We start from the raw sequence: 25439 nt of genomic DNA on the forward strand, positions 1-25439 counted from the left end.
CCCTTGTATTTGCCGCGTTACGGCACCGTGATTTCTGCGTTATCAATCCTGTAAACAGCACCTTCACCTGTGCCCCATGCAGGAAAAACCATAACGACATTGATTTTTGATAGATCTAATCCTGCGTCAGCTAAAGCTTGCAAAGAGTATGTGTACGTTTGCCACTGCCCGACTTCTAGCGCTTGTGCTTCGATACTCGAGCTCAAATCCAGTTCTACGGCGGTTTCGGCATCTAGTGATTCAATTTTGAATTTCCAAGTACTACTCACATCATTCGGAGCGTTGACTACTTTCAAGTCAAATCGGACAACACCACCTGTGAGTAAAGCGCTGGCGTCAAAGTGTGCGCCTTCGTTTGCAAGAAACCCCATCACCGTCGGCTCAGCACCAATTGAAAATTGCGCAGTTACACCATGTTCAGCATCATCTTGTTGCTCTGAAGGGGTCGAACCACCGCAGCAATCCCAAATCGGCCAGTTGCTGTTTTGCCCATCTTTGAATAAAGTCAGAGATTGCGGTTGAGGTACTGAGCTGTGGTTATAAATTAGTACGTTGTCTAGTCTAAATACGGCACCTTCACCCGTTCCCCAAGCAGGAAACACCATCACAACATCAATCGCTGTGACATCTAGACCTGCAGCGACCAAACTTTGCAAGGAATATGTGTACGTTTGCCATTGGCCAACCTCAGGCGCTTTACCCTCTATGCTTGCTGATAGGTCTAGCTCTACCGCCGTAGTAGCATCCATAGATTCAATCTTAAACTTCCAAACAGAGTCAGCGTTTGCAGGCGCATTGACGACCTTCATTTCGAATTGAATCACACCGGATTGTAAAAATGCGGAGCTGTCGAGATACACCCCATCATCAGCAAACAAACCTACCACGGTTGGTTCAGCACCAATGGTATATTCAGCCGTCATGCCATGTTGTGCATCGTCATTGACAATTTCAGGTGTTGACCCACCGCAACAGTCCCATAGTGACCACTGTGACAGCACATCATCTTGAAATAGCACATGACCTTCGAAAGCTGGTGCGTCTGTTGGTTGATAGAATTTTAAATTGTCTACGCGATAAAGTGCGCCTTCACCTGTACCCCATTCTGGGAAAATCATCACCACGTCAATACCACTCACATCTAACCCTGCACTGGCTAAATCAGAGATCTTAAATGTATAGGTTTGCCATTGCCCTGTAACCGGTTTTAACCCCTCAATACTACTGCTAAGGTCGAGCTCTGCAGCGGTTTCAGCATTGTTGCTCTCTAATTTTAATTTCCAAACCGATTCGGCGTTCGCTGGCGCATTAACAACTTTCATTTCAAATTGAAGCATGCCATTGTCAAACATCGGTGAGGCGTCAAACGGTGCTGGTGATCCCCCTGCTTCGGAGGTATTGTCAGTACGTGATATAAAACCTAAGACAGTTGGTTCACTCCCCACAGAGAACTCAGCAACATTGCCGTGCTGGGCATCGTCTTCAACAATTTGTGGTGTTGTGCCTCCACAGCAATCCCATAATGGCCAAGCTGGATTAATCATATCTTCAAAAACGACAAATGATTGGGGCGCAGATACCCCATCGCCAGCAATACGCATGTTGGTAACTTGATATACCGCGCCCTCGCCACTGCCCCACGTTGGGAATATCATCACAGCATCGATTGCATTCGGAGTAAGTCCGCTATCTACCAAAGCTTGCAAAGGAAATGTGTACGTTTGCCACTGTTCAAGTGCCGGTGCTTGACCTTCAACACTGGTGGTCAAGGCAACTTCGGCTACCGTTGATGCATCAACGCTCTCAACTTTTAACAGCCACGGTGTATCCGCCGCACTTGGCAAGCTCACTACCTTCATATCAAAGCTGAGAGTGCCGCTACTTATAAGCGGGCTTGCATCAAAAGGCGTGGCTTCACCCTCGGGGTCAGTAATAAAATCCTCGCGAGAAATAAACCCATTCACGGTTGGGCTCTCTCCAACCACAAATTCATACACAGCGCCTTTTTCAGCGTCATCGACTAAGGCTGGTGTCGACCCGCCACAGCAGTCCCAAGCAGGCCAATTTGGATTTGGCGTGCCAGCAAAAATATCCAGATCCTGGGCGATGCCGGAAGAAGGCGGAATTGGCGTGGGAGCTTTGCCCTCCACTAATGCATCCTCTAAACTATCAAACCCACCGCGTACTGTGTCACACCCTTTACCCGTTTCTGGGTTAATTTGGCATTGATACACACGCACATAATCGATCTCAAAATGTTGACCCTCGGCAAAGGCAGAGGCATCGACGCCTAACTCGTTCACACTTTCAGGCCAATTCCCACCTACCGCAAGATTGAGCAACATATGGAATTCTTGATCATAAGGGGCGTTATCCCAATGGGTTTCTAACTCGCCAGAATCTTGCCCAAAATATTCCGTGAACCATCCGCGATAAATGAGCCCAACGGCGTCGCCATCACCATTATAAAGCGCTTGCGAACGGCGCTGAGTTTGGTAAAGGTGACCATCTACATACCAACGAATTTCCCCTTCTTGCCACTCAATCGCATAAGTGTGAAAGTCATCGGCGGGGTTCATCTCATTGGGCAAAAGATATTCTTTTCCACTTGATTCGTTGTCTGGCCAATCTTTGCCATAATGCAGTGTGCCATATACGTGGCGCTCTAAACTCCCGTCTTCTCGTTTCGCTTTTAGGTTAACCGACTCAACAACATCGATTTCACCAGATTTTGGCCACCCGCCGTATACTTCATCCGTCGGCAAAAGCCAAAATGCTGGCCAACTTCCCTGGCCAGATGGCAATTTTGCGCGAACTTCAAAGCGTCCATACTTGAAATCTGCTTTGTTTTTTGAACTCAATCTCGCTGATGTATAAGCCTTTTGCTCTCCTTCTGCGGCGGGTAGAGCCACAATATGTAGAATGCCGTTTTCAATATAAGAATTCTCATTGCTGGCTGTGTAACACTGTTGCTCATTGTTGCCGCCGCCGTCACAATTGACTTCATGCAGCCATTTATTGGCATCAATGGTGTCTGTGTCGAACTCATCACTCCATACGAGTTGCCAATCAGATACGGGAACCTCTGGTGATATTTGGCTGGTATCAGTGTTCGTTTCAGCGCCCCCGCCACACCCTTGCAGTGTCGCACTCAGCAGGCAAACGCCAAACACTTGGTTTACTGTTGGTTTCATTTCATCACTTCCACATTTGCTCACAGTGCATATGTGACGTTCACCTTGAAAGCAAATATCACAACTGTGAGCCTTGGCACATTTATCGTTGTCATTTGGCCAAATGCATTTATTTTAAATGCAAATTAAAAATGTAAATTTGGCAGTTAAAATATTGATAGAAAGATAATATTGTGACAATTGAAATGCGCTATCGCGGTGCAATTTTGCGTCAATGCTGGTGCAGTTGCACCGCGCACGATAAGACGAAACAATTACACGATGAAATGTGAGACATAAGAACTACGAAAATGTATCTCCCACACGGGATTTCAACAATGACTTCAACGTGTCACTATAATTGCGGCTCACTTTAAGCCTAATATCTCCCCCCAAATCCAACATCGATTCATTGTTCTTTAGTGTGGTAAAACTTTTAACAAAATTCACATTTACTAAGGTTGATTTATGGATCCGCGCAAACGATCCATTATCAAGCTCTTCGCTGAGGCGCTTGAGCGTGATCCGCACAACGTAGTTTTCCTTCTCAGTGTGAATACACATGTAGTCTCCGGCAGCATCAACCCACATAATGTCGTCAACACGCAGGAACACTTGCTCGTTATCATGATTTTTGATCAGTAATTCATGCCTTGGTTTTGCCGGAAATGGCGCACTTTCTTTATCAAGCCACTCTTGTAACTGCGCAATACTCAACCCTGAGGATTCACCTAACGCTTTTAACAGCTTGGCTTTTTCTTCACTTTTAGGCGCATGTTTTGACTCAGCCAAGGTGTCGCGTATTCTTTCGACCGTTTTTTTCAATCTGCCTAGATTTACGGGCTTCATTAAATAATCCAACGCGTTGAGTTCAAAGGCCTCAATCGCATAATCGCTGTACGCGCTGACAAACACAACCAGTGGCATGGTATCTGATTGCAGACCCTGAACCACTTCGAGACCGCTAAGCCCCGGCAGTCTTAAATCAATAAAAAGTACGTCAGGTTGATGCTCATGACATAAACGAATTGCATCATCGCCATCGAGCCCCTCTCCCACCACCTGAATATCAGAGATGTTTTCGAGTCGCAGCTTCAACCCCTCTATAGCTAGAGGTTCATCATCAACCAGTACCGCTGTAATCATATTTAATCCAATTCTTATTTTTCTATCACAAAAGGAATGACCATCGTGACACGAGTTTTTGTTTTGCCATTTTCCACGCTAAGTTGGCATGGCGTATTAAAAAAGGTATCTAGGCGCTCTTTGGTGTTACTTAAACCAATTCCAAACCCTTTTTCCAAAGGCTTATCTGATTCTCCACCTTCATTTTCTACCAAGATCTCTAAATGCCCTTCGTGCCTGGTCACGATAATATCTATAACATTGTGTTTTTTTCTTACCTCTAGGCCGTATTTAATCGCGTTTTCTACAATTGGCTGCAATATTAACGGTGGTAGCTTTGCCTGTTTTGAATAAGGGTCTACGTCATAATTTACATTGAGCCGCTCGCAAAAACGCACCTTCTCTATACTCAAATATAAATCTAACAGTTCAAGTTCTTTGCCAAGATAGCTGGCGTCTGATGCGTCTTGCTCAAGCGATGCACGAAAGAAATCACAGAGTTTGTCTAACATCTCTTGTGCCATGCCATTCTCCTTTTTCATGATCAAAGTAGAAATGGCATTCATCGTGTTAAACATAAAGTGAGGATTTAACTGATATCGGAGCATCTGAAGTTGGGCATCTTTGGCGGCAGTTTGGGCTCTGAGCAACATTTCATGCTCTTTTTGTAAACGTGCGTTGTATAACATAATGAAGAATATGGCTGTCCATACAAACATGGTAGAAATTGAAAACAAAAACCAGCCCCCAAACTCAAGCATATTGAGCTCTTGATACCAAACTTGGTGATAAACAATGGTTTTGTATGATGCCAGCTTGATGACATTAAATACCAAGCCAAGGACAGCAGCACTGGCAAAACTCGCGATCAAAGTGTGCTTTAACGGCCAGTGTACAATCCGCCTTATAATCGACCACTGTAAGAAAGACAAAGTGAAGCCACAGATCACCTCAACTGATAAATTAAGCAACTGACCTCTTAAGTTAAAATCGTTGTCGTCAAACTGCGGGTGAATGATGGAAATGAACACCACCATTGTATATCCGAGCCACCCAAGTATCTGTAATGACCAAAATTGGTGGCTTTGTTTTGAAAAAGCTTGGAGCGAAATTGTCAGTTCTGACTGAATTGGTGCATTCATTGTTGTTGTTCGGTATAGACGTATCCTTCCGAAGTATAAGCGCACACCATCAAGGAACCCAAATTAGCAACAATATAATTGAGCGCGCTCAAAAAATAATTATAAACGATTGAATATAATAAACTTATGGTAATATCTAAGACAAAAAGCAAGTTCGACTAGAGTAAACATTGTAAAAAGTACAAATAAAAACGCCCCCAGCCAAAATGGCCGAGGGCGCCTAAAATAGGTTTAGCTATTTGAAAGTTAGCTCAAATTAAGCTGATTGCTTACGCTGCGCGTCTTTTTGAGCCTGCTTTTGCTCTTTACGTTGACGAAGCGCTTCTTGTGCTTCATGGCCGATGTGGCCCTCTCCGCGCTCTTTAGCTAACTCCATTTGCTTTTGGCGTTCAGCAAAACGCGCTTTTTGTTCCTCAGTCACATTGTCATAGCAGTGATGGCACGATACGCCTTCCATGTACTGCTCTAATTTCATTTCTTCTTCAGTGATTGGCATACGACAAGCATGACATTGCTCGTAAGAACCTTTGTTCAAATCGTGATCGACCGCTACGCGGTTGTCGAATACAAAGCATTCGCCTTCCCACATTGTCTCTTCTTTTGGCACATCTTCTAGATACTTAAGGATACCGCCTTCAAGGTGATATACCTCTTCAAAACCTTGCTCTTTCATATAAGCAGTTGATTTTTCGCAGCGAATACCACCAGTACAGAACATTGCTACTTTTTTGTTCTTCTTAGGGTCTAGGTTTTTTTCAGCCCATTCAGGGAATTCACGGAAAGTTTTGGTTTTAGGATCTACGGCGTTTTTGAAAGTACCAATTTCGATTTCATAATCATTACGCGTATCGACCAATACAACTTCAGGGTCAGAGATAAGTGCATTCCAATCTTCAGGCTTAACATAAGTACCCACCACTTTCTTGGGGTCAATACCATGCACACCCATGGTCACAATCTCTTTTTTCAACTTCACCTTAGTACGGTAGAACGGACATGTTTCGTCAAAAGACTCTTTATAAACAATGTTGTCCAGACCAGGTTGCTTGTCCAACCACGCAAGTAACGCATCGATACCTTCACGTTTAGCTGCCACAGTACCGTTAATACCTTCTTCAGCAAGTAGTAAGGTACCACGTACCTCGTTCTCTTCCATTACTTGCAATAAAGGTTGACGGATCTGCTCAAAATTAGGCAACGAAACGAACTTATACATTGCACAAACAACATAAGGTTTAGTCATAATAATTCTCTTTTATAAGCTTTAAAACAACCTACACTTAAACACGACGCGTAGGCACAAACCGAATCGTAAATCCGGCGCTGAGGCGTGTATTTTACGGATTTATAAAACAAATGCAAAAAGCATAGAATCAAGTGCTGAGTTTTTATTCCAAGTGATTAAAACAAAAGCAAAAACAATTTTAAACTAAGATTTATATAGTGCCTTTGTCTGGCTCTTTGCTATAATGGCGCGTTTTTTAGAATAATGACTGGAGAAAGTAACTTTGAGATTTTCCGAACTCGGCCTTGACCTTCGCTTTGAAAAGCAACTACAACATCAGGGAATTAATGAGCCTACTGAAATTCAAGCACATGCCATCCCCACAGCTTTAGCAGGCCACGATGTTTTTGCACAGTCAAAAACCGGTTCAGGAAAGACCTTGGCGTTTTTGTTACCCGCTGTACAGCGTGTAATGAAACAAAAAGCGCTGAGCAAACGCGACCCTCGTGTTCTCATTGTTGCCCCGACTCGCGAGCTAGCCAATCAGGTATTTGCCCAGTGCCGCTTATTAATTGCCGGTACGTCAATGACAGCAACCAAAGTGCTTGGCGGCGAAAACTTTAACGACCAAGTAAAAGCATTGCGTAAAAACCCACATTTTGTGATTGGTACGCCAGGTCGTATCACTGACCACCTTGAACAACAGTCATTACACCTTGCAGGTCTTGAGCTGTTAATTTTTGATGAAGCAGACCGTATGCTTGATTTAGGTTTTGATAAACAACTCAATGCCATTAATAGTCAAGCCGATCATCGCCTTCGTCAAACCATGGTATTTTCAGCGACATTAGAACATGCACAAGTTGAGCTTACCGCAAAAGCGCTATTAAAGTCGCCGAAAAAGATCCTACTAAGCGGCAGTAATGAAAAGCACGAAGATATTCAACAGGCATTGTATTTTGCAGATCACCTAGACCACAAAGAAGCGTTACTTAAACACTTTGTGCAGCAAGATGACGTTGGACAATGCATTATCTTTACCGCAACGCGTCAAGATACCACGCGTTTGAGTGACTTACTGAACGAAATGGGAATTAAAGCCATTGGTTTAGCGGGTGATTTAGCGCAAAACAAGCGTCTTGATATTATGGATGCGTTTAGCCGTGGTATATATAAAGTTTTGGTCACAACTGATGTGGCATCACGTGGTCTGGATCTATTAAACGTTACGCACGTTATCAACTTTGATTTACCAAAACAGGCTGAAGAATACGTACACCGTATCGGACGTACAGGCAGAGCAGGCTTTAAAGGTACTGCAGCTTCGTTAGTAGGTCCAAAAGATTGGAAGAGCTATCAAGCAATTGCACAGTATCTGAAAGAAAAACTGACTTTCCACACAATCGAAGGCCTTGAAGGTAAATTCAAAGGCTTTAAAGAAAAGCCTAAAAAACCAGCGTATAAAGGTAAAAAGCCTGCTGCTGGTAAAAAGCCTGAGCAAAAACGCAAGTTTACGAAAAAGCCTAAGGCGCCTAAAAAGCCGATTGCAGCCCCATTTGACGTGGATGGAAATGCACCACTTCGTAGAAAACCAAAGCCAGCCGAGGAATAAACCATGCTAGGTACTAAGCAGTTTTTAATGATTGAAGAGATCAGCGCTGAAGGCGCATATCTAGACGGTAAAGAGCTTGGCGATGTGTTTTTACCTTTGGATGAAAAGCCTGAATATTTAGAAGAAGGCGACAATGTTGAAGTGTTCATCTATTCAGACAACCAGGGGCACCCTTGCGCAACCACAAAAGCACCGATCGCGCAGGTGGGTGAGTTCGCGCTGTTACGTGTGAAACAAATCAACAAAGTCGGTGCGTTCATGGACCTTGGTATTGCCAAAGACGTTCTTGCGCCTTACAACGAGCAAAAGCCAAAAATGCGCGAAGGCTACAGCTACCTGGTAAAGCTGTACTTAGATAACGCGAGTAAGCGCCTGTGTGCTTCGAGCAATATCAATAAATTTGTCAATAAAACCCCAGCAAACTACAGCAAGTTTGAGGAAGTGGACCTGATCATTGCCTCAAAAACCGACCTTGGCTATAAAGTCGTCATCAATGAAACCCATTTTGGTATGGTGTTTTTTAACACGGTATTCAAGCGTATGTACATTGGCCAACGTATGAAAGGCTATATTAAGCAAGTACGTGAGGGAGACAAAATTGATGTGTTACTTGAAAAGCCTGGTATTGAGAAGATTTCAGGCTTAGGAGAGCAAATTCTAGCCAAGCTAGAAGAGAACAATGGCTTTTTACCATTGGGTGATAAGTCCGATCCTCAACAAATTAAGCAGGCTTTTTCGACCAGTAAAGCGAACTTCAAAAAAGCAATTGGTGGACTCTTTAAGCAAGGTAAAATTGACATAGAAGCCACTTCGATTTCGCTCCGAAAGTAATCGCCTGTAAGTGATTTGCGTCTTTGGCACAAATCACCTAATGAACCCTATCAAGCCCAGCTATATATAAACTCTGTTTAGCGTTTAAAGTCGTCAATATAAAGCGCTGCAATGTTGTCTACAAATTGGATAGGCAAAGCACCCACTAGATTTGTTAACACAACAATCGATACATTATCTTCAGGGTAATGGATCATAGTTACCGCATTGCCGCCACTTGCACTCACCGCCGGGTGGTGCCCGCGCTCCAATACTTGCCAGCCAATTGCATAGCCATTTTCCAAGTTGCTAAAACCACCAATTTTACCATTGTTTAATTTAACTGGTGTCCAAAGCAGTTTGGTGTTTTTAACAAGCTTGTTAGACTGCAATGCGATTAAGTACTGTGCAAGCTCAGTCGCAGTTGAATTCATACCTGCCGCCGTTCTCATGATGTAGGAAAATCGCCCATAGATATTAACGAAGCGCTTGGCTTTATCCTCATATAAATACTGCCGAGCTTGATTTTTTATCACTGGCGTCATGTATTCGAAACCCGACTTTGCCGTCAAGTGCATACCGGTTGGCTTTAATTGATGATCGGTTATAAATTCAACAAAGTTCCCATCAACATATTTGTCGATGATTTTACCGATGATGACATAGCCTGTTTGGTTGTAATCAAAACGCGTGTTTATGTCAGATATCATTGGTAACGTTTGTACTTTCTCCCAAGCAGCCTTAGGATTACCTCTGACAATCAAATCAATATAATAGCCACTCAGTATTTTTGGTAGGCCCGACGTATGTGCCATTAAATGCTTAATCTGAATTTTATGCCAAGCCTTTGGTAATTCAGGAAGGTGCTTACCGATTTCGTCATGAAGGGTAATGATGCCTTTTTCCACCAGTTGTAAAAGCGCCACGCCAGTAAAGGCTTTGGTCATAGAGTTAATGGAAAAAACAGTATTGTTAGTTACAGCAACATCATCTTGCAAATTTGCGACGCCATAGCTTTGCGTTTTTATAATCTTTTTATCTTTGACGACAGCCAGTTGTAATCCGGGAATATGACGCTGCGCCATTATCTGCGTAATAGTTTTATCTACCTCATCTGCTTCTACAAACAGAGAAGTGAAAAAGCACATACAGACAAGAGGAACGACTTTAATTTGTTTCAATATGACTGAACTTGTTTTCATAAATTTTCTTATTTTTAGTGCGTGAAGTTAATACGATGAAAGTTAAACACTACCGTTTATTATCGATAACAAGATAGAGAGTTTTTATGGTAAAGACAGCTATAAGCAAAGATTATGAAAATTAAAATATCCGCGAAACTGGAATTGCCCTAAAAAGCTCGAAAGCGTGTCCGAGCTTATTTTCTATTCACGCATATTTGAAGCGCTGTTTAAATTTCTTTAATCTGGTCTAAAGAGGTTACACTAATTTCAGTTAGGAAAAAGTAGCTAGACATTTTTATACCGTTAGACTTCAAAAACACTTGCTTTCTTTTTGCCTCTCCAGTGACTTGAATTTTTTTGCCTATAAAATAAACTTTAGGGCTCAGTCCTTCTTTACGAATAAATGCCCTTATCACTTCGGGTGATAAGGCTATGCTAATAGAGCGCCTATCTCGGAAGTTTTCTTGTGTATTTAAAAAAATTTCGCCGTCAACTTTACCTGCGGCTTTCACCTCAAACTCAAATGTTCCGCTTACACCATGTGGAGCTTTTGCTTCTGATGCAGCAATCAAATCCATTGTTTGCTCCAACTTATAAGTAGTAGAACTACACGCGCCGAGTAAAAGAGCAAACGCAACTGGTAAATATTTCATTTTAGGTGTCCCTGTTAGTGTAACTGTTCCTAATTATTATACTCGCAGGAACTGAAGTTAAGCTACCCAGCTCCTGAAGTTTTAATATAAATTTTATATTTAAACCGTTAACGACAATCCATGATAGGTATTGAGGTTTTAGTGATATTTAATGTTGCTGCTCGATACGTTCTATTTCTTGCCACAAAGAGTCGGCTTCTGCCGTGAGCATCGCATACCCTCTAATATCACCGTTTCTTTGCGCATGCATTGCCTTTTCAAGCAGTATACTGTGTGATTTTCTCAATTTTTTTGATGGATTGGATTTAAAAATACCAAACATATAACCGCCCTCGTTAATTGCTTCGCTTTCTTAAACGAAGCAAAATTCAGTAGGGATCACAGTGTTTAGTAAAGAATCATAATTGACTACTTTTGCTCCGACCAGACAGCAAACTCGTTGCCACTGGGCTCTTTGAAATGAAAACGACACCCGCCAGGAAAGTCAAAAATTGGCTTTACTATCTCGCCACCATGCTGTTCCACCTTATCAAGGGTTGCTTGAATGTTGTTGCTGTAAAAGACCAATAGTGCACCGCCGCTACTTGGCTGACTATTCATATCTGCCCTGTAAAACCCACCATCTAAACCTTGGTTTGAAAACGCCGTATATTCTGGTCCATAATCGACAAACTCCCATGCAAAAACCGCATTGAAAAATGCTTTAGTCGCATCCAAGTTTTTTGCTGCAAACTCTACATAGTTAAGTTTTTCATGTTGGTTCATAGTAAACCTTTATTGTTTTTTATTTATCTTTTGAAACTCTGTAAACTTTTACTGAATTTCAAATTATAGTTATCAGTGTATACGAATACTAACGCCAACCTAGATAAAGAAACAAGCTGGAACTATTTAAGCAGTTACATTTCAAATATGTACATATCACTTTTAGGTTTCTTAGAACTAAATGAGCACGACGTGGGCACAAGTCCTTTTTACTAGGTCGTTTAAATATTCGTATGACACACTTTAGTTAGCGCAGTCATTATTTAGTCTAATTTAAACCCACCAACAGCTTGCCTTAACCTTTTCGCACTGACCATTGCTTGGTCTGCAACGGATTCGTTTTCAACGGCAGTGTCAAAGTTTTCGCGAGTTCCCTCAGACATACATGTCAGATTGCTGCTGATATCGTCTGTCACTTTACTTTGCTCCTCTGTTGCTGTGGCGGTTTGCAAAGCCATGTCAGACACCCGCTGCGAAGCAGTCGCTATTTGGCCCAAGGACTCAAGTGTTTGTGCTGAACAATCCACTGTTGACTGTGTTGAGTCATTGCCTTTTTCGATTGAGGAGACAGCTTGACCAACTCCCTGTTGTAAATTTGCAATCATCTCTTGAATATTTTCTGTGGATTGCTGGGTTTTGCTGGCAAGTGTTCTTACTTCATCTGCAACAACAGCAAACCCTCTGCCCTGCTCACCTGCTCTAGCGGCTTCAATAGCCGCATTAAGCGCAAGTAAATTCGTTTGCTCAGCAATGCCGCGTATCACATCTAGCACAGAAGTAATATTGGTAGAATCTTCCGATACTTTAGAAATAGTTTGAGAGGCCGTTGCAATAATATCCGAGAGCGCGTTTATCTCATCCACCGTTTTGTTGGTGACTTTTGTACCTTCGTCTGTGAGTTGATTAACGTCAGTAAGGTCCTGCGCAGTTGAACTCGCATTTTCAGCAACTTCTTTTATCGCATAAGACATCTCATTCACAGCGGTTACGATGACCTCTATCGCTTGAAGCTGGTTAGAGCAAGTGTCATGAATACTTTTCGAACCTCTCTCCAAGGCTTCGACACCATTGGTAACAGCGACTGTCTCGTCAACAATCGTGCGGATTAACTCTGACAAACCAGCCACAAAGTTGTCAAACTCCCTTGCGACATCGCCCAACTCATCTTCCCGTGTCGAGTTGATCCGCTTGGTTAAATCACCATCACCTTTGCTCATATCTCTCAATTGGTAGACAAGGTCATTGAGTGCGTTGGCCATTTTCTTCGGAGCAATCATGCCGATGGCGATGATCATGGCAATTACAAGCGCACTGAAAATCAGGATCACGGTTAAAGTACTGTTTACCTCACTGATGGATTCTGAACTCACCCGGCCACTAATACTGTCAGCAGCCTCCCCGGCAACATTGAAATAATCTCTTAGCGCATTAAAACTTTGCGTCGCCGGACCTTCACTTTGAGCAATAGCGGCGTCACGCTTCCCCTGACGAATAAGGTCGAAGACTCTTTGTGAATCGCTTAACCAAGTTTTGTATTGGCTATCAAATCCACGCAGTGGCGCAAGTGCACTAGGGTAATCAGCCATGAATGCTCGGTACTTATTCATCCGGTCTAACGCTTGCTGCGCGTTTTCTTGATAGTCTGCGTATAACGCTTTAAAACCTGCTTGCAAGTCGGTTATATACAAAACATGTTGTTCAGCAGAGAGCGCTTGATACAAGTCTCTATCTGCATTGATAACAGCGGAGATAGCTGGGTTAAACTTGTTGCCCACTTCATCCAAACTTCGTTCCGTCTTGCTAATTAGAAATAGGTTTATTGAAACAACAACGACAAAAAACACAGAAATCGCTATAAAGAGAAGTGAGTATTTTACTTGGAGGCTTTTAAAGTTCATGAATGACCACTATTTTTATGCTATCTCATACAAATATAGTAAGTAATACTTACTTTTCAGCTTTGATACGTGAAGCGGTCAAAAGAAGCTGCCTAATAGACGTTGATTGCTGGCAATTTAAGATGTAAAGACCAAAACAGATTCGCTAAACCCAAAAGCTAAACTTATCCATTGCCAACTGCTGTGTTCTCCCCCACACCTTGTACTTATCGCGCAACGAATGTATTAAGATCGAGAAGATAGCGATTTAATAACTCTGAACGTATGTAATCAAATCGCATTGGAGGCCAATCACAATAGCTTCTAAAACATCATTAAAGTTTTACTATTTGGCATATTCAAGTTAGGCAAATTCTCAATAGTGCTTACGATTTTATTAGCTTAGAATGCTAACCCTAACTTTTTGAGCTCATCTTCACATTGCCCTGCATCTTCAAACTGAATTGCTTCAATACCCATAGTTTTTGCCCCTGCAACATTATGGGGCATATCATCAATGAATACGGTTTCATTTGCATTTAGGCTAAATTGTGTCAACAGTGCATCGTATATAGCAGGTTGAGGTTTGAGTACCCCTAAGTCTGCTGATACAATCGCTCCTTCAAATAACGGCCAAAACTGATAGGTTTCTTTTAAATAGTCGACAATTTCATGGACATTATCCGTGAGTGCATAAACTTTATATCCTGCTTTTTTTACTCGCTCTATCAAAGCTTCTGAGTTATATATAGGGATCAAAGAATGCTTAATATAATGAAATAAACGATCGCAATCACTCTGGTTCAAGCCAAGCTCCTTTTGATATCTGAGCTTTGTTTCTTCCTCTGACATTAAGCCTTTGTTTAAGTCTAACCAAATATCCGTGTAAAATACCCTTTCAATTAAACCGCTGTCAAAGTGTGACCGGCCAAATGTCATGCTGATAATGTCTTCTGGCGACCAACGAACTACAACATTTCCTATATCAAATACAACATTTTTAATGGTGGTTTCCATATAACTTCCTTTTGAATGATTGGCGTACTATAGCGTTAAAAATACTACTGTACACACTCTAACCTCGCTACAGGAAATAAGTATTACAATATGTAATCGGTGTGGTTTGGAGAGATGGTAATTTACCTGGTTGGGCTAGATATAGTTTATTAAGAAGCTGAGTCATTTTTTATAGTAGGCCAATTAAGGCCTACAACAACAAGGGTTAAGGACTGCTAGAATGTGGGGTATGTTAGCAGTTATCAGAATAGCACTGCCAAGAAACAGGACACTTAACAGTAGGTAAGCAGCCCAGAGAATCAAGGCCCTGACCACCACCGATCTGAGGAGTTTGCTGCGGGTTAAGCGCTTTGTTTGATGTGCTTAAGTTTTTGACTTTCTTTTTACTAAGTTTAAGTAACATATTAATTTCCTTTGGTTAGTTACATTCAACGCGCTCACAATAACAGGTTTATATATTCGTTCAAGATCTTTTTATTGGATTTTTTATTTAAATCAATTGGAGTTTAAGAATTATACAACCTTTAAAATTCGAATAAATAACATGAATCCCCTTATGAATGATTTCATTTTGAGCATATTTAACATCTCGGTATCTTTAACCTGAATAAATTACCTTTTGTAAGCGTCGCCCCTTGCGCAAAGGTAAATATTTCAATTCGAATAAAGCTATAGATATTTCGCGAATTTAGTCTTGGTTGAACATTTGAACATTTGAACATTTGAACATTTGAACATTTGAACAGGAATTTAGCCATTTATAACGTTGGTGTGCATGAAATCTAAAACAGAATATCGAAACTAAAAATGGCTTGGAAAGTCATTCTTTAAGCTCAACTGTTGCATAGCTTTTTAGTAGGTTGCGAGGAGGAGTAAATAAATACAGGGCATGGACCATGCCCTGTATTTTATTAGGATTAGAGCGATAAACTGTTTAGCAGTTCATCGTCTACATTATTTGCCAATGTGACCTTTAACTTAGGAGTTCTTTCCATTTCGCGTTTGATTGCGAAGTTGGCTTCTTCGTTACGTGCCCAGCTACGACGTGCAATACCATTGTTAACATCAAACAGTAGCATTGACTTCAATCGACGTTCAGCATCATTAGATCCATCAAGCAGCATACCAAAACCGCCGTTGATCACTTCACCCCAGCCAACACCACCACCATTATGAATAGACACCCAAGTCGCGCCGCGGAAGCTATCACCGATTACGTTGTGGATAGCCATGTCTGCGGTGAAGCGGCTGCCATCATAAATGTTAGACGTTTCACGGAATGGTGAATCAGTACCACTTACATCATGGTGGTCACGACCTAAAACAACAGGCCCAATTTCACCGCGTTCAATGGCATCATTGAAAGCTTTCGCAATTTTCATGCGCCCTTCTGCATCCGCATATAAAATACGTGCTTGAGAGCCCACAACTAACTTGTTTTGCTTCGCATCATTGATCCATGTGATGTTGTCTTGCATCTGCTGCTGAATTTCTTCAGGTGACTCAGCCATGATTTCTTCAAGTACTTTTGCAGCAATTGCATCTGTTTTATCTAAGTCTTCAGGCTTGCCTGATGTACATACCCAACGGAATGGACCAAAGCCATAGTCAAAACACATTGGACCAAGAATATCTTGTACGTATGACGGGTATTTAAAATCAATGCCATTTTCTGCCATTACATCACCACCAGCACGGGATGACTCAAGTAAGAATGCATTACCGTAATCAAAGAAATAAGTGCCCTTTGCCGTGTGCTTATTGACAGCATCTGCATGACGTTTAAGCGTTGCTTGTACTTTTTCTTTGAATACTTCTGGCTCTTCACGAATTAAACGGTTTGATTCTTCGTAGCTGATATCAACTGGGTAATAACCGCCTGACCAAGGATTGTGTAATGATGTTTGGTCAGAGCCTAGGTGGATGAAGATATCTTCTTCTAAAAATGATTCCCACACATCGACGACATTACCAATAAACGCGATCGACACCACTTCTTCGCCAGCTTGCGCTTTTTTAACACGCGCAACTAAATCAGGCATGTTGTCAACCAGCTCATCAACCCAACCTTGCTCATGACGCTTAATCGCCGCTTTAGGGTTTACCTCCGCACATACCGTAATACAGTTAGCAATATTACCTGCTTTAGGTTGAGCACCACTCATGCCGCCAAGACCAGCGGTTAAGAAGATCTTACCTTTTGGACTTTCACCTTTCTCAAGCACTTTACGGAATGCGTTCATAACAGTAATTGTCGTGCCATGTACAATGCCCTGTGGACCAATATACATGAACGAGCCCGCTGTCATTTGGCCATATTGAGTCACACCAAGTGCATTGAACTTTTCCCAATCGTCTGGCTGAGAGTAGTTCGGGATCATCATACCATTTGTAACAACTACACGCGGTGCATCTTTTGACGATGGGAATAACCCCATTGGATGACCTGAGTACATGTGAAGCGTTTGGTCTTCTTCCATTTCACTCAGATATTTCATCGCTAACAAGTACTGCGCCCAGTTTTGGAATACCGCGCCATTACCACCATAAGTGATAAGCTCTTCTGGGTGCTGTGCAACTGCTGGGTCTAAGTTATTGTCAATCATTAACATGATTGCCGCAGCTTGCTCACATTTCGCTGGGTAGTCTGAGATTGAACGCGCTTTAAGCTCATAGTTAGGCTTAAAACGATACATATAAATACGACCAAAATCTTTGAGCTCTTGTGCAAACTCAGCTGCTAGCTCTTTGTGCCACGCTTTTGGGAAGTAACGCAGTGCATTTCTGATTGCTAGCTGCTTTTCATCAGCACTTAAAATATCTTTACGCTTTGGCGCGCGGTTCGCTCCTGCCGGATAAGGTTTCGCTTCAGGCAATTCGCTAGGGATCCCCTGCTTTATTTGTTCTTGAAAATTCATGTCGGATTTCCTTAGTTCACTGTAACCGTAAATGCTTGTGACTTAACAAACTCAACCATAGCATCGATGTCTGGCTTAAGTAGTCTGTCTTCTTCAAGTTTCGCGACCTTTGTACGGATCAAGGCATGATTTTGTTCAATAATCTCTGAACACTTATTAGGGCGCCTAAAATCAACAGCTTGCGCAGCGTACATCAGCTCGATTGCAAAGATTTTTTCAAGATTCCCCAAGATTTGGTTGAATTTACGACCTGAAATACTACCCATTGATACGTGGTCTTCCTGGCCCATCGACGTTGGTACACTGTCAGCAGATGGCGGGAAGCACAGCGATTTGTTCTCTGTTACCAATGCCGCAGTCGTATACTGAGGGATCATCATACCAGAGTTTAGACCACCTGATGTGGTGAGCAGTCGAGGTAGTCCGTGTAAGCCTTCAAGTAGTAAATAACAGCGACGGTCTGAGATATTACCAAGCTCCGCTGCTGCAATTGATGCGTAATCAAGTACCATCGCTAAAGGCTGACCATGGAAGCTACCACCAGAGATGGCTTCTTCTTCACTGATCACAATTGGGTTATCTGTCACTGAGTTCATCTCTGTCTCAGCAAGCTCTTTTAAGTGGTTATATGCGTTACGAGACGCACCGTGCACCTGAGGAATACATCTTAATGAATATGGGTCTTGAACGCGATCGCACTCTTCATGATCAGCCATGTTCTGTGAATCTTTGAATAAATGACGCATGCGTTTTGCAACTGCAATGTTACCTTCAAATGCACGAATCGCATGAAGTTCTTCACGGAACGGTTGCTCACTGCCTTGCATGCCTTCAATGCTCATTGCACCGGCCACATCTGCTAGGTCTAACAAATAGCGCATTTTTGTCAAACCAGTAATGGCGTGAGATAGGATAAATTGCGTACCGTTAATAAGTGCTAGACCTTCTTTAGAGTCAAGATCCATTGCTTCAAGGTTATTATCTGCAAGTACCTGAGCCGCAGGCTTAATTTCTTCGCCTACCCAAAACTCACCTTCGCCTAGTAAAGGTAAGAATAAATGAGAAAGCGGCGCGAGATCACCAGATGCACCAACAGAACCTTGCTCTGGCACCACTGGAATAATGTCTAGCTCAATAAACTTAAGCATACGTTCAACCACTTCTAGACGAATGCCCGAGAAGCCTTGGCTTAATGCGTGTACTTTAGTAATCAGCATCAGTTTAGAGATAGATTTAGCGATTGGATTACCCACACCAACGGCATGAGTTATTAGTAAGTTCTTTTGCAGTAGTTTGGTTTCTTCAGGGGAAACTTGCGTGTCGCACAGCGGACCAAAACCAGTATTAATACCGTACACTGCTTTATCAGACGCAGCCATTTTGTCAACGCGTTGACGGCTCTTGTTAATTTTATCTAATGCTTCCTGACAAAGCTCTGCTTTAATACTGCCATCGGCAATGCCGTTTACAATATCAAGGTTCAGACGATCAACACCATATCTAAACGTCATCTTATTCTCCTAAATATTTGTGTTTCTTGAGCAACTATGTGCTTCGATGGCGGAATGTTAGCTTGCTAGAGATGTTTTATAAATGCATAATAATCGTAATTCATTCCGGTTTTATCAAACTTTAAAAACAATTGCTCATACAAAACACAAACTGAGCAATTACTGTGCTAAATAGACTATTTCATAGTTCGCTAAACGAAGTTATAAGAGGCCACCCAGTGCAAGTTCATGACGTAGATTTACGCCTTCTAAGGATTTTTGTTGCCATCGTTGAATGTGGGGGACTTTCAGCCGCTGAATCTCGCTTAAATATTGGGCGTTCAACAATCAGCTCTCACCTTTCTGATCTAGAGGTAAGACTTGGGATTAAACTCTGCAAACGTGGTAGAGGTGGGTTCGAATTAACAGAACCTGGGCGCGTCACTTACCAAGCTTCTCTTGAATTACTGCAGCAGTGTGACGCGTTCGCCACCACTGTAGCAAGTTCTAAAAATGAACTCTCAGGCCGCGTGACAATCGCCACAATAGATACCATGGTGAGTGATCCGCGTTGCGGCGTGGCTAGAGCAATATCAGCACTCAAAGCAAAAGGCGGAAATATTCAATTTGAAATGAATGTTTGTGAAGCTAGAGAGGTTGAGACATCTGTTATTAATGGCCGTTCTTTAGTGGGGCTTGGTGTAAGTCGACATCATTTACGTGGCCTTGATTATTACCCCCTTCATGACGAAACCAACTTTTTATATTGCGCCCAAGGGCACCCCTTATTTGATTGTAAAGATTCTCAAGTAATACGCCTGCTTAAAAATGCTGAGGTAGTAACAAGTAACTATATGCGGGATAAAGAAACCAGAAACGACGGCTTGAACTACCAAAACAGTGCAATAGCATATCATGATGAAGGCATTGCCCATTTAATATTGTCGGGTGAGTTTATAGGTTACTTACCAGAACATTACGCCAGTTATTGGGTTGATAAAGGCTTGTTTAAAGCAATATTGCCAAAAAAGTATTCTTATAAGATTCCGGTAGTGCTAATTACCGCAAAAAATAGCAGTATGTCACCACTGGCCAACGCAATTATCGAAGAGTTAAAAAGAAGTCACGCAGTTTTACACAATAGCTAAATCTTCTACTCGTATGTATTTAATCAAAAAACCATGAGAACATTGCTTCACCTATGGTTAAAGGCAACCAAGACCTTATCGCTGCACGCCCATATGAAGAGAATTGCGCTATTTGTGACTGACGAATATCCATCGACAATTCACTTGGAGGCATCACATAAATTAAAGGATAATAATTGTCTATCAAAGACTTTAGAGCGGCATTTTGTATAAAAGAAATCCCCTCCTCGCGCACTACGCCAAATGCCAAACACGGGCAGTAACAGTTCATAAACAAATTAAAGCGGTGGCCTGCACTTTCAAAAGTGGCACTGTAATAGTTTTTTGGGTATTCAAAACCCTGGATATCCTTAACCTGAACTTTGCCATAGCGCTCTAGCATGTAACAAAGTTCAGTGAATTGCTTAAATTCAGTTGGCTTAACATTGTATCCCATCAATTCTTCGGGCAAGAATGTCATATTTTTTGTGGCGTGTTTAAACTATGTGGCAGTAACATAAAGTATGTACGCAAAAATGCAAACTACCTTTAATCTACCAGAAATTTTTTGGTCATCCCTTGGCTTTTAGGCGCTACTAACCTGTAACCCAGTTTTTCATAAAATTCAGGCTCATCGGCTATCATGGATACGTAGGAACCTTCAAATACTGCAGACGCCAAATAGGTATCAATGCACTCCATTACCTTTCTACCTAGCCCTGTACCTTGATATTCTGGATCTACTGCAACATCAACAATTTCAAAGTTACATGCACCGTCACCAACCACTCTGCCCATAGCAATTAATACTTCATGCTCATTGCGGATCGAAACACCATATAGAGAGTTCTTTAAACCTATTTGAGCAGCTTGTAATGATTTCCCTGATAACCCAGCTTTCAGGCGCATATCACAGTACTCTTGGGTGGTTGGTACTTTGTGTTCTATTTTGTGTGTCATACTACAACTCTCCTTACTTCAGTTTCTATATATGATACACAAAAGCTGTATATATAAACAGTACTTAATTATCCCCGTTAGACAATATGTTTGATAATGTTCGTCGTGAATTCCATTTACAAAAAAGCAAGTATGCTTTTTTGTGATTCTGCAGACGCAGAACCACATAAAAATGAAAAAGATCAGTGCAGGTGATTTGCACTTGAAGATAGCTGTTCCTCTGATACATCTACATCAAATTGCTTTAAAATGGGCCCACTGCCATACCAATACGTACCATAGGCACATGTGTTTAAACTTTCCCACGTACCATCCGTATATAATACACGACGTGCGCACGCTTCAGCGTTGCCACTGGGCTGGCGACTACTATTTGTAAAGCGACAATACTCACCACTATTACAATCCCACCTGCCAGAACTGCCATGGTAAGACCAAGTCACCTCTGCAATTGGCTTACTGGCATTAAGTCTAAAAACAACTGACGATACCGGTGAGACTGTTGGACTCGAACAAAAATGTGCAGACCACTCTTGTGGAGTCGGCGTTCCACTAATCACGCATTCAACCACAGCAGCTTGACTATTCATGCTAGCCGTACTAAGTCCAATCGCCGCGAGTAAAAAATAAGTTTTCATATAAATTTCCTTTTGATTATTGTTACTTATTAAGATTCCTCATTAAATTTGCAGGTTAAAACGCAGCCGTCAATACCAGCCCTATGGTTGTTAAAACTCAAATTCTAATGAGATATTTGCAACAAAAGTAACTTCTTGAGTTCCGTCTTACTTAAGTGTTTATTGAATAGAAGGGAGAAATAATAGGCGTAGATAAAACAATTATTTCATAAATCGAAAAATCAAAATAATCTTCCTGCACCACAAGTTCGGTATACTTCACCTTATCGATAATCATTCTAGCTAGGTAATACTGGAAGAATTGCTTTGCGTTGACACGCTACCCTGTTGCAATTATTTAATCTCAACAGCTAACTTGGCATGGAATTATAAATTCAATCAGTGTTCGCTAAGACTCCTTATAGTGTTGTGACTTTAAATGAACTTTTATGAACTTTTATGACCAAATTTTATCATCACAATAATTCATCAGTCACAAGCAAAAAATCCTATCCTCGCGTCGTTTTAAAAATAAACAGTCATCGTTTATGTTGATAGTGTGAAACTTGGTATCTCGTTAACGCATTTTTTATCTGGCTATCTGGTGTTGTATCTGGAAATAGGAAGTAGCTTGGCGCCATGATTTTTGATTTTGACTCAATGTGAATTACAAATATATTTTTAACTGGGTAGCTTTCATCAGCAATTTCACGAATTGATTTAAGGTACTGTGCACCTGTTTTTGAATTTGTATCTAAGACTTCAGCAGTCCCCTTTAGCTTATAACCTCTTTGTTCAAATACATCAATCAAAGAAACGCACACATTGGCGTTAGCTATCACATTGTGCTCACTAATTGGCGAAGCGATATTTGCTATCAATAGCGTGTCATCATTCACTAATGTAAATATTTCCTTTGGGGACACATTTGGCGTCATATCTTCGCCAACGGTAGCAAGCCAGCACAGCACACTTTTATTTACATACTCTTTTAATTCCACGTCACTGAACCCTTCGAATAATCGATGTCTAACAATTTAATTTATTACCGTATTACAGGCTACCTTGAAGCCAGCCTATATTAGAAAATCTCACATTCGTGCTAAGACAATCACAATCAGACTACGAACTTCATAGTAACTAAGCCCAAAAAATCCCCTTCGGTAACTCAAAACAGCTATATTCTGAATGGACAACGCTTCGCTTTGATGGGCTCAACAACTTCTCTGAACAATGCAATAAATGTGGCCGCATTGCCAAAAGGCCACCTGTAGACATTTCACAATTAAAAGCACTCTGTTTTTCTACACATGTTTTGATCGCCCCTACCGAGAGCAGCCCCAGCTGATGACTTGCAGGGATCACCTTTAAACACCCATTTTTGCGATCAGTATCATTTAGATGTAACCTTAACGTATCCATCTGATTCAGAACATCTATTGAAGGCTGCACATGATGAACACCTTCTTTAATACTCCAAGACCGCCAGCCTTTCATAAAAAACTGTTGAGAAACACTGACTGTTTTATCTTGATGCCAAGGAACTGCCCAATTATTTGAAGCCGATTTATTAAATAAGATTGCACGTACTAAGTGCGCTTTTCGACCAAGTAAATGTGCTGCGAGTTGTGTCATATATTTCGAATGAGCCAATTTATAAACGGACGCAAACTTTTTATCTGTATTTCGTATTCCTGGGCGAGCAACAGTACAGTTACGAGAAAGCTCTAGACTAACGTGCTTGGCTAGTTGAGTTAACACCCCTGCATCGAATATTTCAAACCCGTTTTCATGCAACGTCATGTGATCTCTTTTACTCCGTTCAATTTAGTTTTCTGGTGTTTTTTTGATTCTTTTTTTAAGGTCAGACAATGGAATTACTTTAAACTCTCCGTTTACGTGGTTAATTTTCTCGATTCTATCGCAGCGAAATATACGTGCATCATTACGTAAATGGTCCCAGGCCAGTACATACCAAACTGGGTAACTCAAAAATAGATAATGAGGCTCGATAACACGGGTACTGCGATCTCTTCGCTCGTTCATATAAACTATTTCTATCGGCTGCGTCATTAAAAATGCTTGATGAAGCAATTGAACCGATGCAATATTTGGAGATTCAAAGTTGGCCAATACAAAAGTCGACGCTGATTTGCCTATAATAATTCGTGATTTAAGTCCGTTTACTTTAGATTTCATCGTAGGAGAAAACGAGGCCATTATCTTATGTCGCACACTGCTTAAGTGCGCCATAAATAACGGAGACTCCATCTGCTCAGCAATCGCTAGGCTTATCATCAAGTCAACCGCTTCGGTATAGGTCAAGTTAATCCTTCCAACACCCCAATGCCTCGCAAGCCTGATCCCTCCACCTCGACCAACGTCGGTTTCAATAGGTAAACCTTTCGACTTTAAAACATCAATATCTCGATTTAATGTTCGCGTACTTACCCCCACTTCCTTAGCTAGATCGCCAATTGTGATGGGGAGGTCTGATTTTAAACGGGCAGTAATAACTTCTAGCCGTTCGATTCGGGAAACAGTAGATGATCGCATAGCACAACAAATATGACATAAAGTGGCATATTTATCTATAAGCTTCTCACTACAAACTCATTTAGAACAAACAAGAGGTATGAGATGTCGAGAAACATAATTGGTCGTTTAATGGTTGGATTGTTGGCAATTTTTTTTATGGGGACAGGTCTTATATTTATGTTTAGCCCCCTAAGTATGCTAAGTCATGTTTTCATAGACCCGATCGAATCTGCCGCAGGGTTATCAAGTATTAGAGCATTATGGGGAGGTTCAACCATCGCTATTTGGTTGATGGTATTAATTGGCGCTATCAAAAATAAAATTGATTACATTTGGGTCGGATTAGTTTCATTATTGTTGGTGCTGATGGGTAGACTGGTAGGGCTTTTAAGCGATGGAGGGTACGCTGAGTTGTTGTTTATGTGTATTCCAACAGTTGTCGCAACCAGTATTTTGCTTGTTGCTTGTAAGCTAATGAAACCAAATTAGTAGGTCAGAGAAGTACAAATGACAATATTATCCATTTAAGCTCTTTGCTTTGCAAATTCCAAACAATAATACAATCATATAAATGCTGTATAATGCTGCTTGGTCTACCCAAGTAGCAACTTCTAAGGAGCCAATTAATCGCAAGAAATCATTTACCACAATCGCACCAAACGCAGTAATCAAAGCATTAGTGCGAAAATAAACCAAACCACATTGACTGATTGTTATCACTGAAGAAGCAAATGTGGCAATAGAAAAGTAATAAGCAATCACAGACATCGCACCAGGTATAATGCTTGGTAATAACAACAATACAGATATTAAAATCGTCAATCGACCATAGAGCTTCATCATATTACTCAATTCCTAAAATTTAACCCTCTTTCATCAAAATAATTAAATATAGAGTCTACAGCAACCCCTACGACATTAAATACATTCGATTTTTTATCGCATTGAAGTCAGAGGGGTATCATTTTCTCTGAATGCACGCCCTCTTTTTTCATTAAAAGAACAAATAAATCAGACAATTCAATACATTCATCTAGCTTTATTTATTTTTGTGATTATCATTTACAGCCATCAAAGCATTTATTCATTCACCTAATACTTATTTAAACCGCTGATTTCATCTAATAACTTGCCCACTCTCCCTATCGTAAACCATCTATATTCAGTCTATTTAGATTCAGAATTTTAAGTCCACAATAACTATTG

At 41.3% G+C, this 25439-nt stretch carries 23 protein-coding genes and 1 pseudogene; 4 read left to right on the forward strand and 20 right to left on the reverse strand.

What is annotated here, in order from left to right; genetic code table 11:
- Positions 1 to 536: 536 nt before the first annotated feature.
- The 4 genes and pseudogenes from N480_RS17860 to N480_RS17875 form a co-directional block, all read right to left on the reverse strand.
- Positions 537 to 3194 (reverse strand): annotated as a pseudogene (locus tag N480_RS17860) (family 16 glycosylhydrolase); the annotation flags it as partial.
- Between the two features lie 282 nt (positions 3195 to 3476).
- Positions 3477 to 4319 (reverse strand): LytR/AlgR family response regulator transcription factor, encoded by an 843-nt coding sequence (locus N480_RS17865; RefSeq protein WP_063373798.1) that lies wholly within the window; start codon positions 4317 to 4319, stop codon positions 3477 to 3479.
- A gap of 14 nt (positions 4320 to 4333) precedes the next feature.
- Entirely contained in the window at positions 4334 to 5440 is a 1107-nt protein-coding gene (locus tag N480_RS17870; protein WP_063373799.1) for a sensor histidine kinase, read from the reverse strand.
- Between the two features lie 256 nt (positions 5441 to 5696).
- A complete protein-coding gene (locus tag N480_RS17875) occupies positions 5697 to 6683 on the reverse strand; it encodes a rhodanese-related sulfurtransferase (protein ID WP_063373800.1) in 987 nt (328 codons plus the stop codon).
- A 265-nt stretch (positions 6684 to 6948) separates the two neighbouring features.
- On the opposite strand from N480_RS17875, the gene N480_RS17880 reads away from it, so the two are divergent.
- Positions 6949 to 8277, forward strand: coding sequence for a DEAD/DEAH box helicase (locus N480_RS17880; protein ID WP_063373801.1), 1329 nt, complete (start codon positions 6949 to 6951; stop codon positions 8275 to 8277).
- A gap of 3 nt (positions 8278 to 8280) precedes the next feature.
- Complete coding sequence (locus N480_RS17885; RefSeq protein WP_063373802.1) at positions 8281 to 9108, forward strand: S1 RNA-binding domain-containing protein; 828 nt, start codon at positions 8281 to 8283, stop codon at positions 9106 to 9108.
- Positions 9109 to 9185: 77 nt separating this feature from the next.
- Here N480_RS17885 and N480_RS17890 read toward each other — a convergent pair whose 3' ends face one another.
- The 9 genes from N480_RS17890 to hutH all read right to left on the reverse strand — a co-directional run bounded on the left by N480_RS17890 (position 9186) and on the right by hutH (position 19012).
- On the reverse strand, positions 9186 to 10289 hold the full coding sequence (locus N480_RS17890) for a serine hydrolase domain-containing protein (RefSeq protein ID WP_063373803.1): 1104 nt from the start codon (positions 10287 to 10289) through the stop codon (positions 9186 to 9188).
- Between the two features lie 209 nt (positions 10290 to 10498).
- Positions 10499 to 10924 carry a hypothetical protein gene (locus tag N480_RS17895; RefSeq protein ID WP_063373804.1) on the reverse strand — a complete coding sequence of 142 codons (426 nt, stop codon included), beginning with the start codon at positions 10922 to 10924 and terminating at the stop codon, positions 10499 to 10501.
- A 148-nt stretch (positions 10925 to 11072) separates the two neighbouring features.
- Positions 11073 to 11246 carry a DUF6435 family protein gene (locus N480_RS25420; RefSeq protein WP_155732891.1) on the reverse strand — a complete coding sequence of 58 codons (174 nt, stop codon included), beginning with the start codon at positions 11244 to 11246 and terminating at the stop codon, positions 11073 to 11075.
- 86 nt (positions 11247 to 11332) lie between these two features.
- A complete protein-coding gene (locus N480_RS17900; RefSeq protein ID WP_063373805.1) occupies positions 11333 to 11689 on the reverse strand; it encodes a VOC family protein in 357 nt (118 codons plus the stop codon).
- A gap of 263 nt (positions 11690 to 11952) precedes the next feature.
- Positions 11953 to 13587: a methyl-accepting chemotaxis protein gene (locus N480_RS17905; protein ID WP_063373806.1), complete on the reverse strand. Its 1635-nt coding sequence runs from the start codon at positions 13585 to 13587 to the stop codon at positions 11953 to 11955.
- Positions 13588 to 13968: 381 nt separating this feature from the next.
- Complete coding sequence (locus N480_RS17910) at positions 13969 to 14583, reverse strand: HAD family hydrolase (RefSeq protein ID WP_063373807.1); 615 nt, start codon at positions 14581 to 14583, stop codon at positions 13969 to 13971.
- Positions 14584 to 14815: 232 nt separating this feature from the next.
- The gene (locus N480_RS25425; protein WP_155732892.1) at positions 14816 to 14986 is read right to left on the reverse strand and encodes a hypothetical protein; all 171 of its coding nucleotides are present in this window, start codon (positions 14984 to 14986) and stop codon (positions 14816 to 14818) included.
- A 514-nt stretch (positions 14987 to 15500) separates the two neighbouring features.
- Positions 15501 to 17501, reverse strand: coding sequence for a urocanate hydratase (locus tag N480_RS17915; RefSeq protein ID WP_063373808.1), 2001 nt, complete (start codon positions 17499 to 17501; stop codon positions 15501 to 15503).
- Positions 17502 to 17512: 11 nt separating this feature from the next.
- The gene (gene hutH, locus N480_RS17920; RefSeq protein WP_063373809.1) at positions 17513 to 19012 is read right to left on the reverse strand and encodes a histidine ammonia-lyase; all 1500 of its coding nucleotides are present in this window, start codon (positions 19010 to 19012) and stop codon (positions 17513 to 17515) included.
- Between the two features lie 218 nt (positions 19013 to 19230).
- On the opposite strand from hutH, the gene N480_RS17925 reads away from it, so the two are divergent.
- Positions 19231 to 20139: a LysR family transcriptional regulator gene (locus tag N480_RS17925; protein ID WP_063373810.1), complete on the forward strand. Its 909-nt coding sequence runs from the start codon at positions 19231 to 19233 to the stop codon at positions 20137 to 20139.
- A 19-nt stretch (positions 20140 to 20158) separates the two neighbouring features.
- Here the strand turns inward: N480_RS17925 and N480_RS17930 are convergent, their stop codons facing one another.
- From N480_RS17930 to N480_RS17955, 6 genes are all read right to left on the reverse strand, one after another.
- Positions 20159 to 20575 carry a hypothetical protein gene (locus N480_RS17930; RefSeq protein WP_063373811.1) on the reverse strand — a complete coding sequence of 139 codons (417 nt, stop codon included), beginning with the start codon at positions 20573 to 20575 and terminating at the stop codon, positions 20159 to 20161.
- Positions 20576 to 20667: 92 nt separating this feature from the next.
- A complete protein-coding gene (locus tag N480_RS17935) occupies positions 20668 to 21078 on the reverse strand; it encodes a GNAT family N-acetyltransferase (RefSeq protein WP_063373812.1) in 411 nt (136 codons plus the stop codon).
- A 182-nt stretch (positions 21079 to 21260) separates the two neighbouring features.
- The gene (locus N480_RS17940) at positions 21261 to 21716 is read right to left on the reverse strand and encodes a hypothetical protein (protein WP_063373813.1); all 456 of its coding nucleotides are present in this window, start codon (positions 21714 to 21716) and stop codon (positions 21261 to 21263) included.
- Between the two features lie 518 nt (positions 21717 to 22234).
- A complete protein-coding gene (locus N480_RS17945) occupies positions 22235 to 22696 on the reverse strand; it encodes a pyridoxamine 5'-phosphate oxidase family protein (RefSeq protein WP_063373814.1) in 462 nt (153 codons plus the stop codon).
- Positions 22697 to 22835: 139 nt separating this feature from the next.
- Complete coding sequence (locus N480_RS17950) at positions 22836 to 23498, reverse strand: phytanoyl-CoA dioxygenase family protein (protein WP_063373815.1); 663 nt, start codon at positions 23496 to 23498, stop codon at positions 22836 to 22838.
- A 24-nt stretch (positions 23499 to 23522) separates the two neighbouring features.
- Positions 23523 to 24251 (reverse strand): helix-turn-helix transcriptional regulator, encoded by a 729-nt coding sequence (locus N480_RS17955; protein ID WP_063373816.1) that lies wholly within the window; start codon positions 24249 to 24251, stop codon positions 23523 to 23525.
- 84 nt (positions 24252 to 24335) lie between these two features.
- On the opposite strand from N480_RS17955, the gene N480_RS17960 reads away from it, so the two are divergent.
- A complete protein-coding gene (locus N480_RS17960; protein WP_063373817.1) occupies positions 24336 to 24722 on the forward strand; it encodes a DUF4345 family protein in 387 nt (128 codons plus the stop codon).
- A 27-nt stretch (positions 24723 to 24749) separates the two neighbouring features.
- Here the strand turns inward: N480_RS17960 and N480_RS17965 are convergent, their stop codons facing one another.
- The gene (locus N480_RS17965; RefSeq protein ID WP_063373818.1) at positions 24750 to 25076 is read right to left on the reverse strand and encodes a hypothetical protein; all 327 of its coding nucleotides are present in this window, start codon (positions 25074 to 25076) and stop codon (positions 24750 to 24752) included.
- Positions 25077 to 25439: the final 363 nt, after the last annotated feature.

It is taken from the genome of Pseudoalteromonas luteoviolacea S2607, from assembly GCF_001625575.1.
In the GTDB taxonomy this organism is placed as follows: Bacteria; Pseudomonadota; Gammaproteobacteria; order Enterobacterales; family Alteromonadaceae; genus Pseudoalteromonas; species Pseudoalteromonas luteoviolacea_E.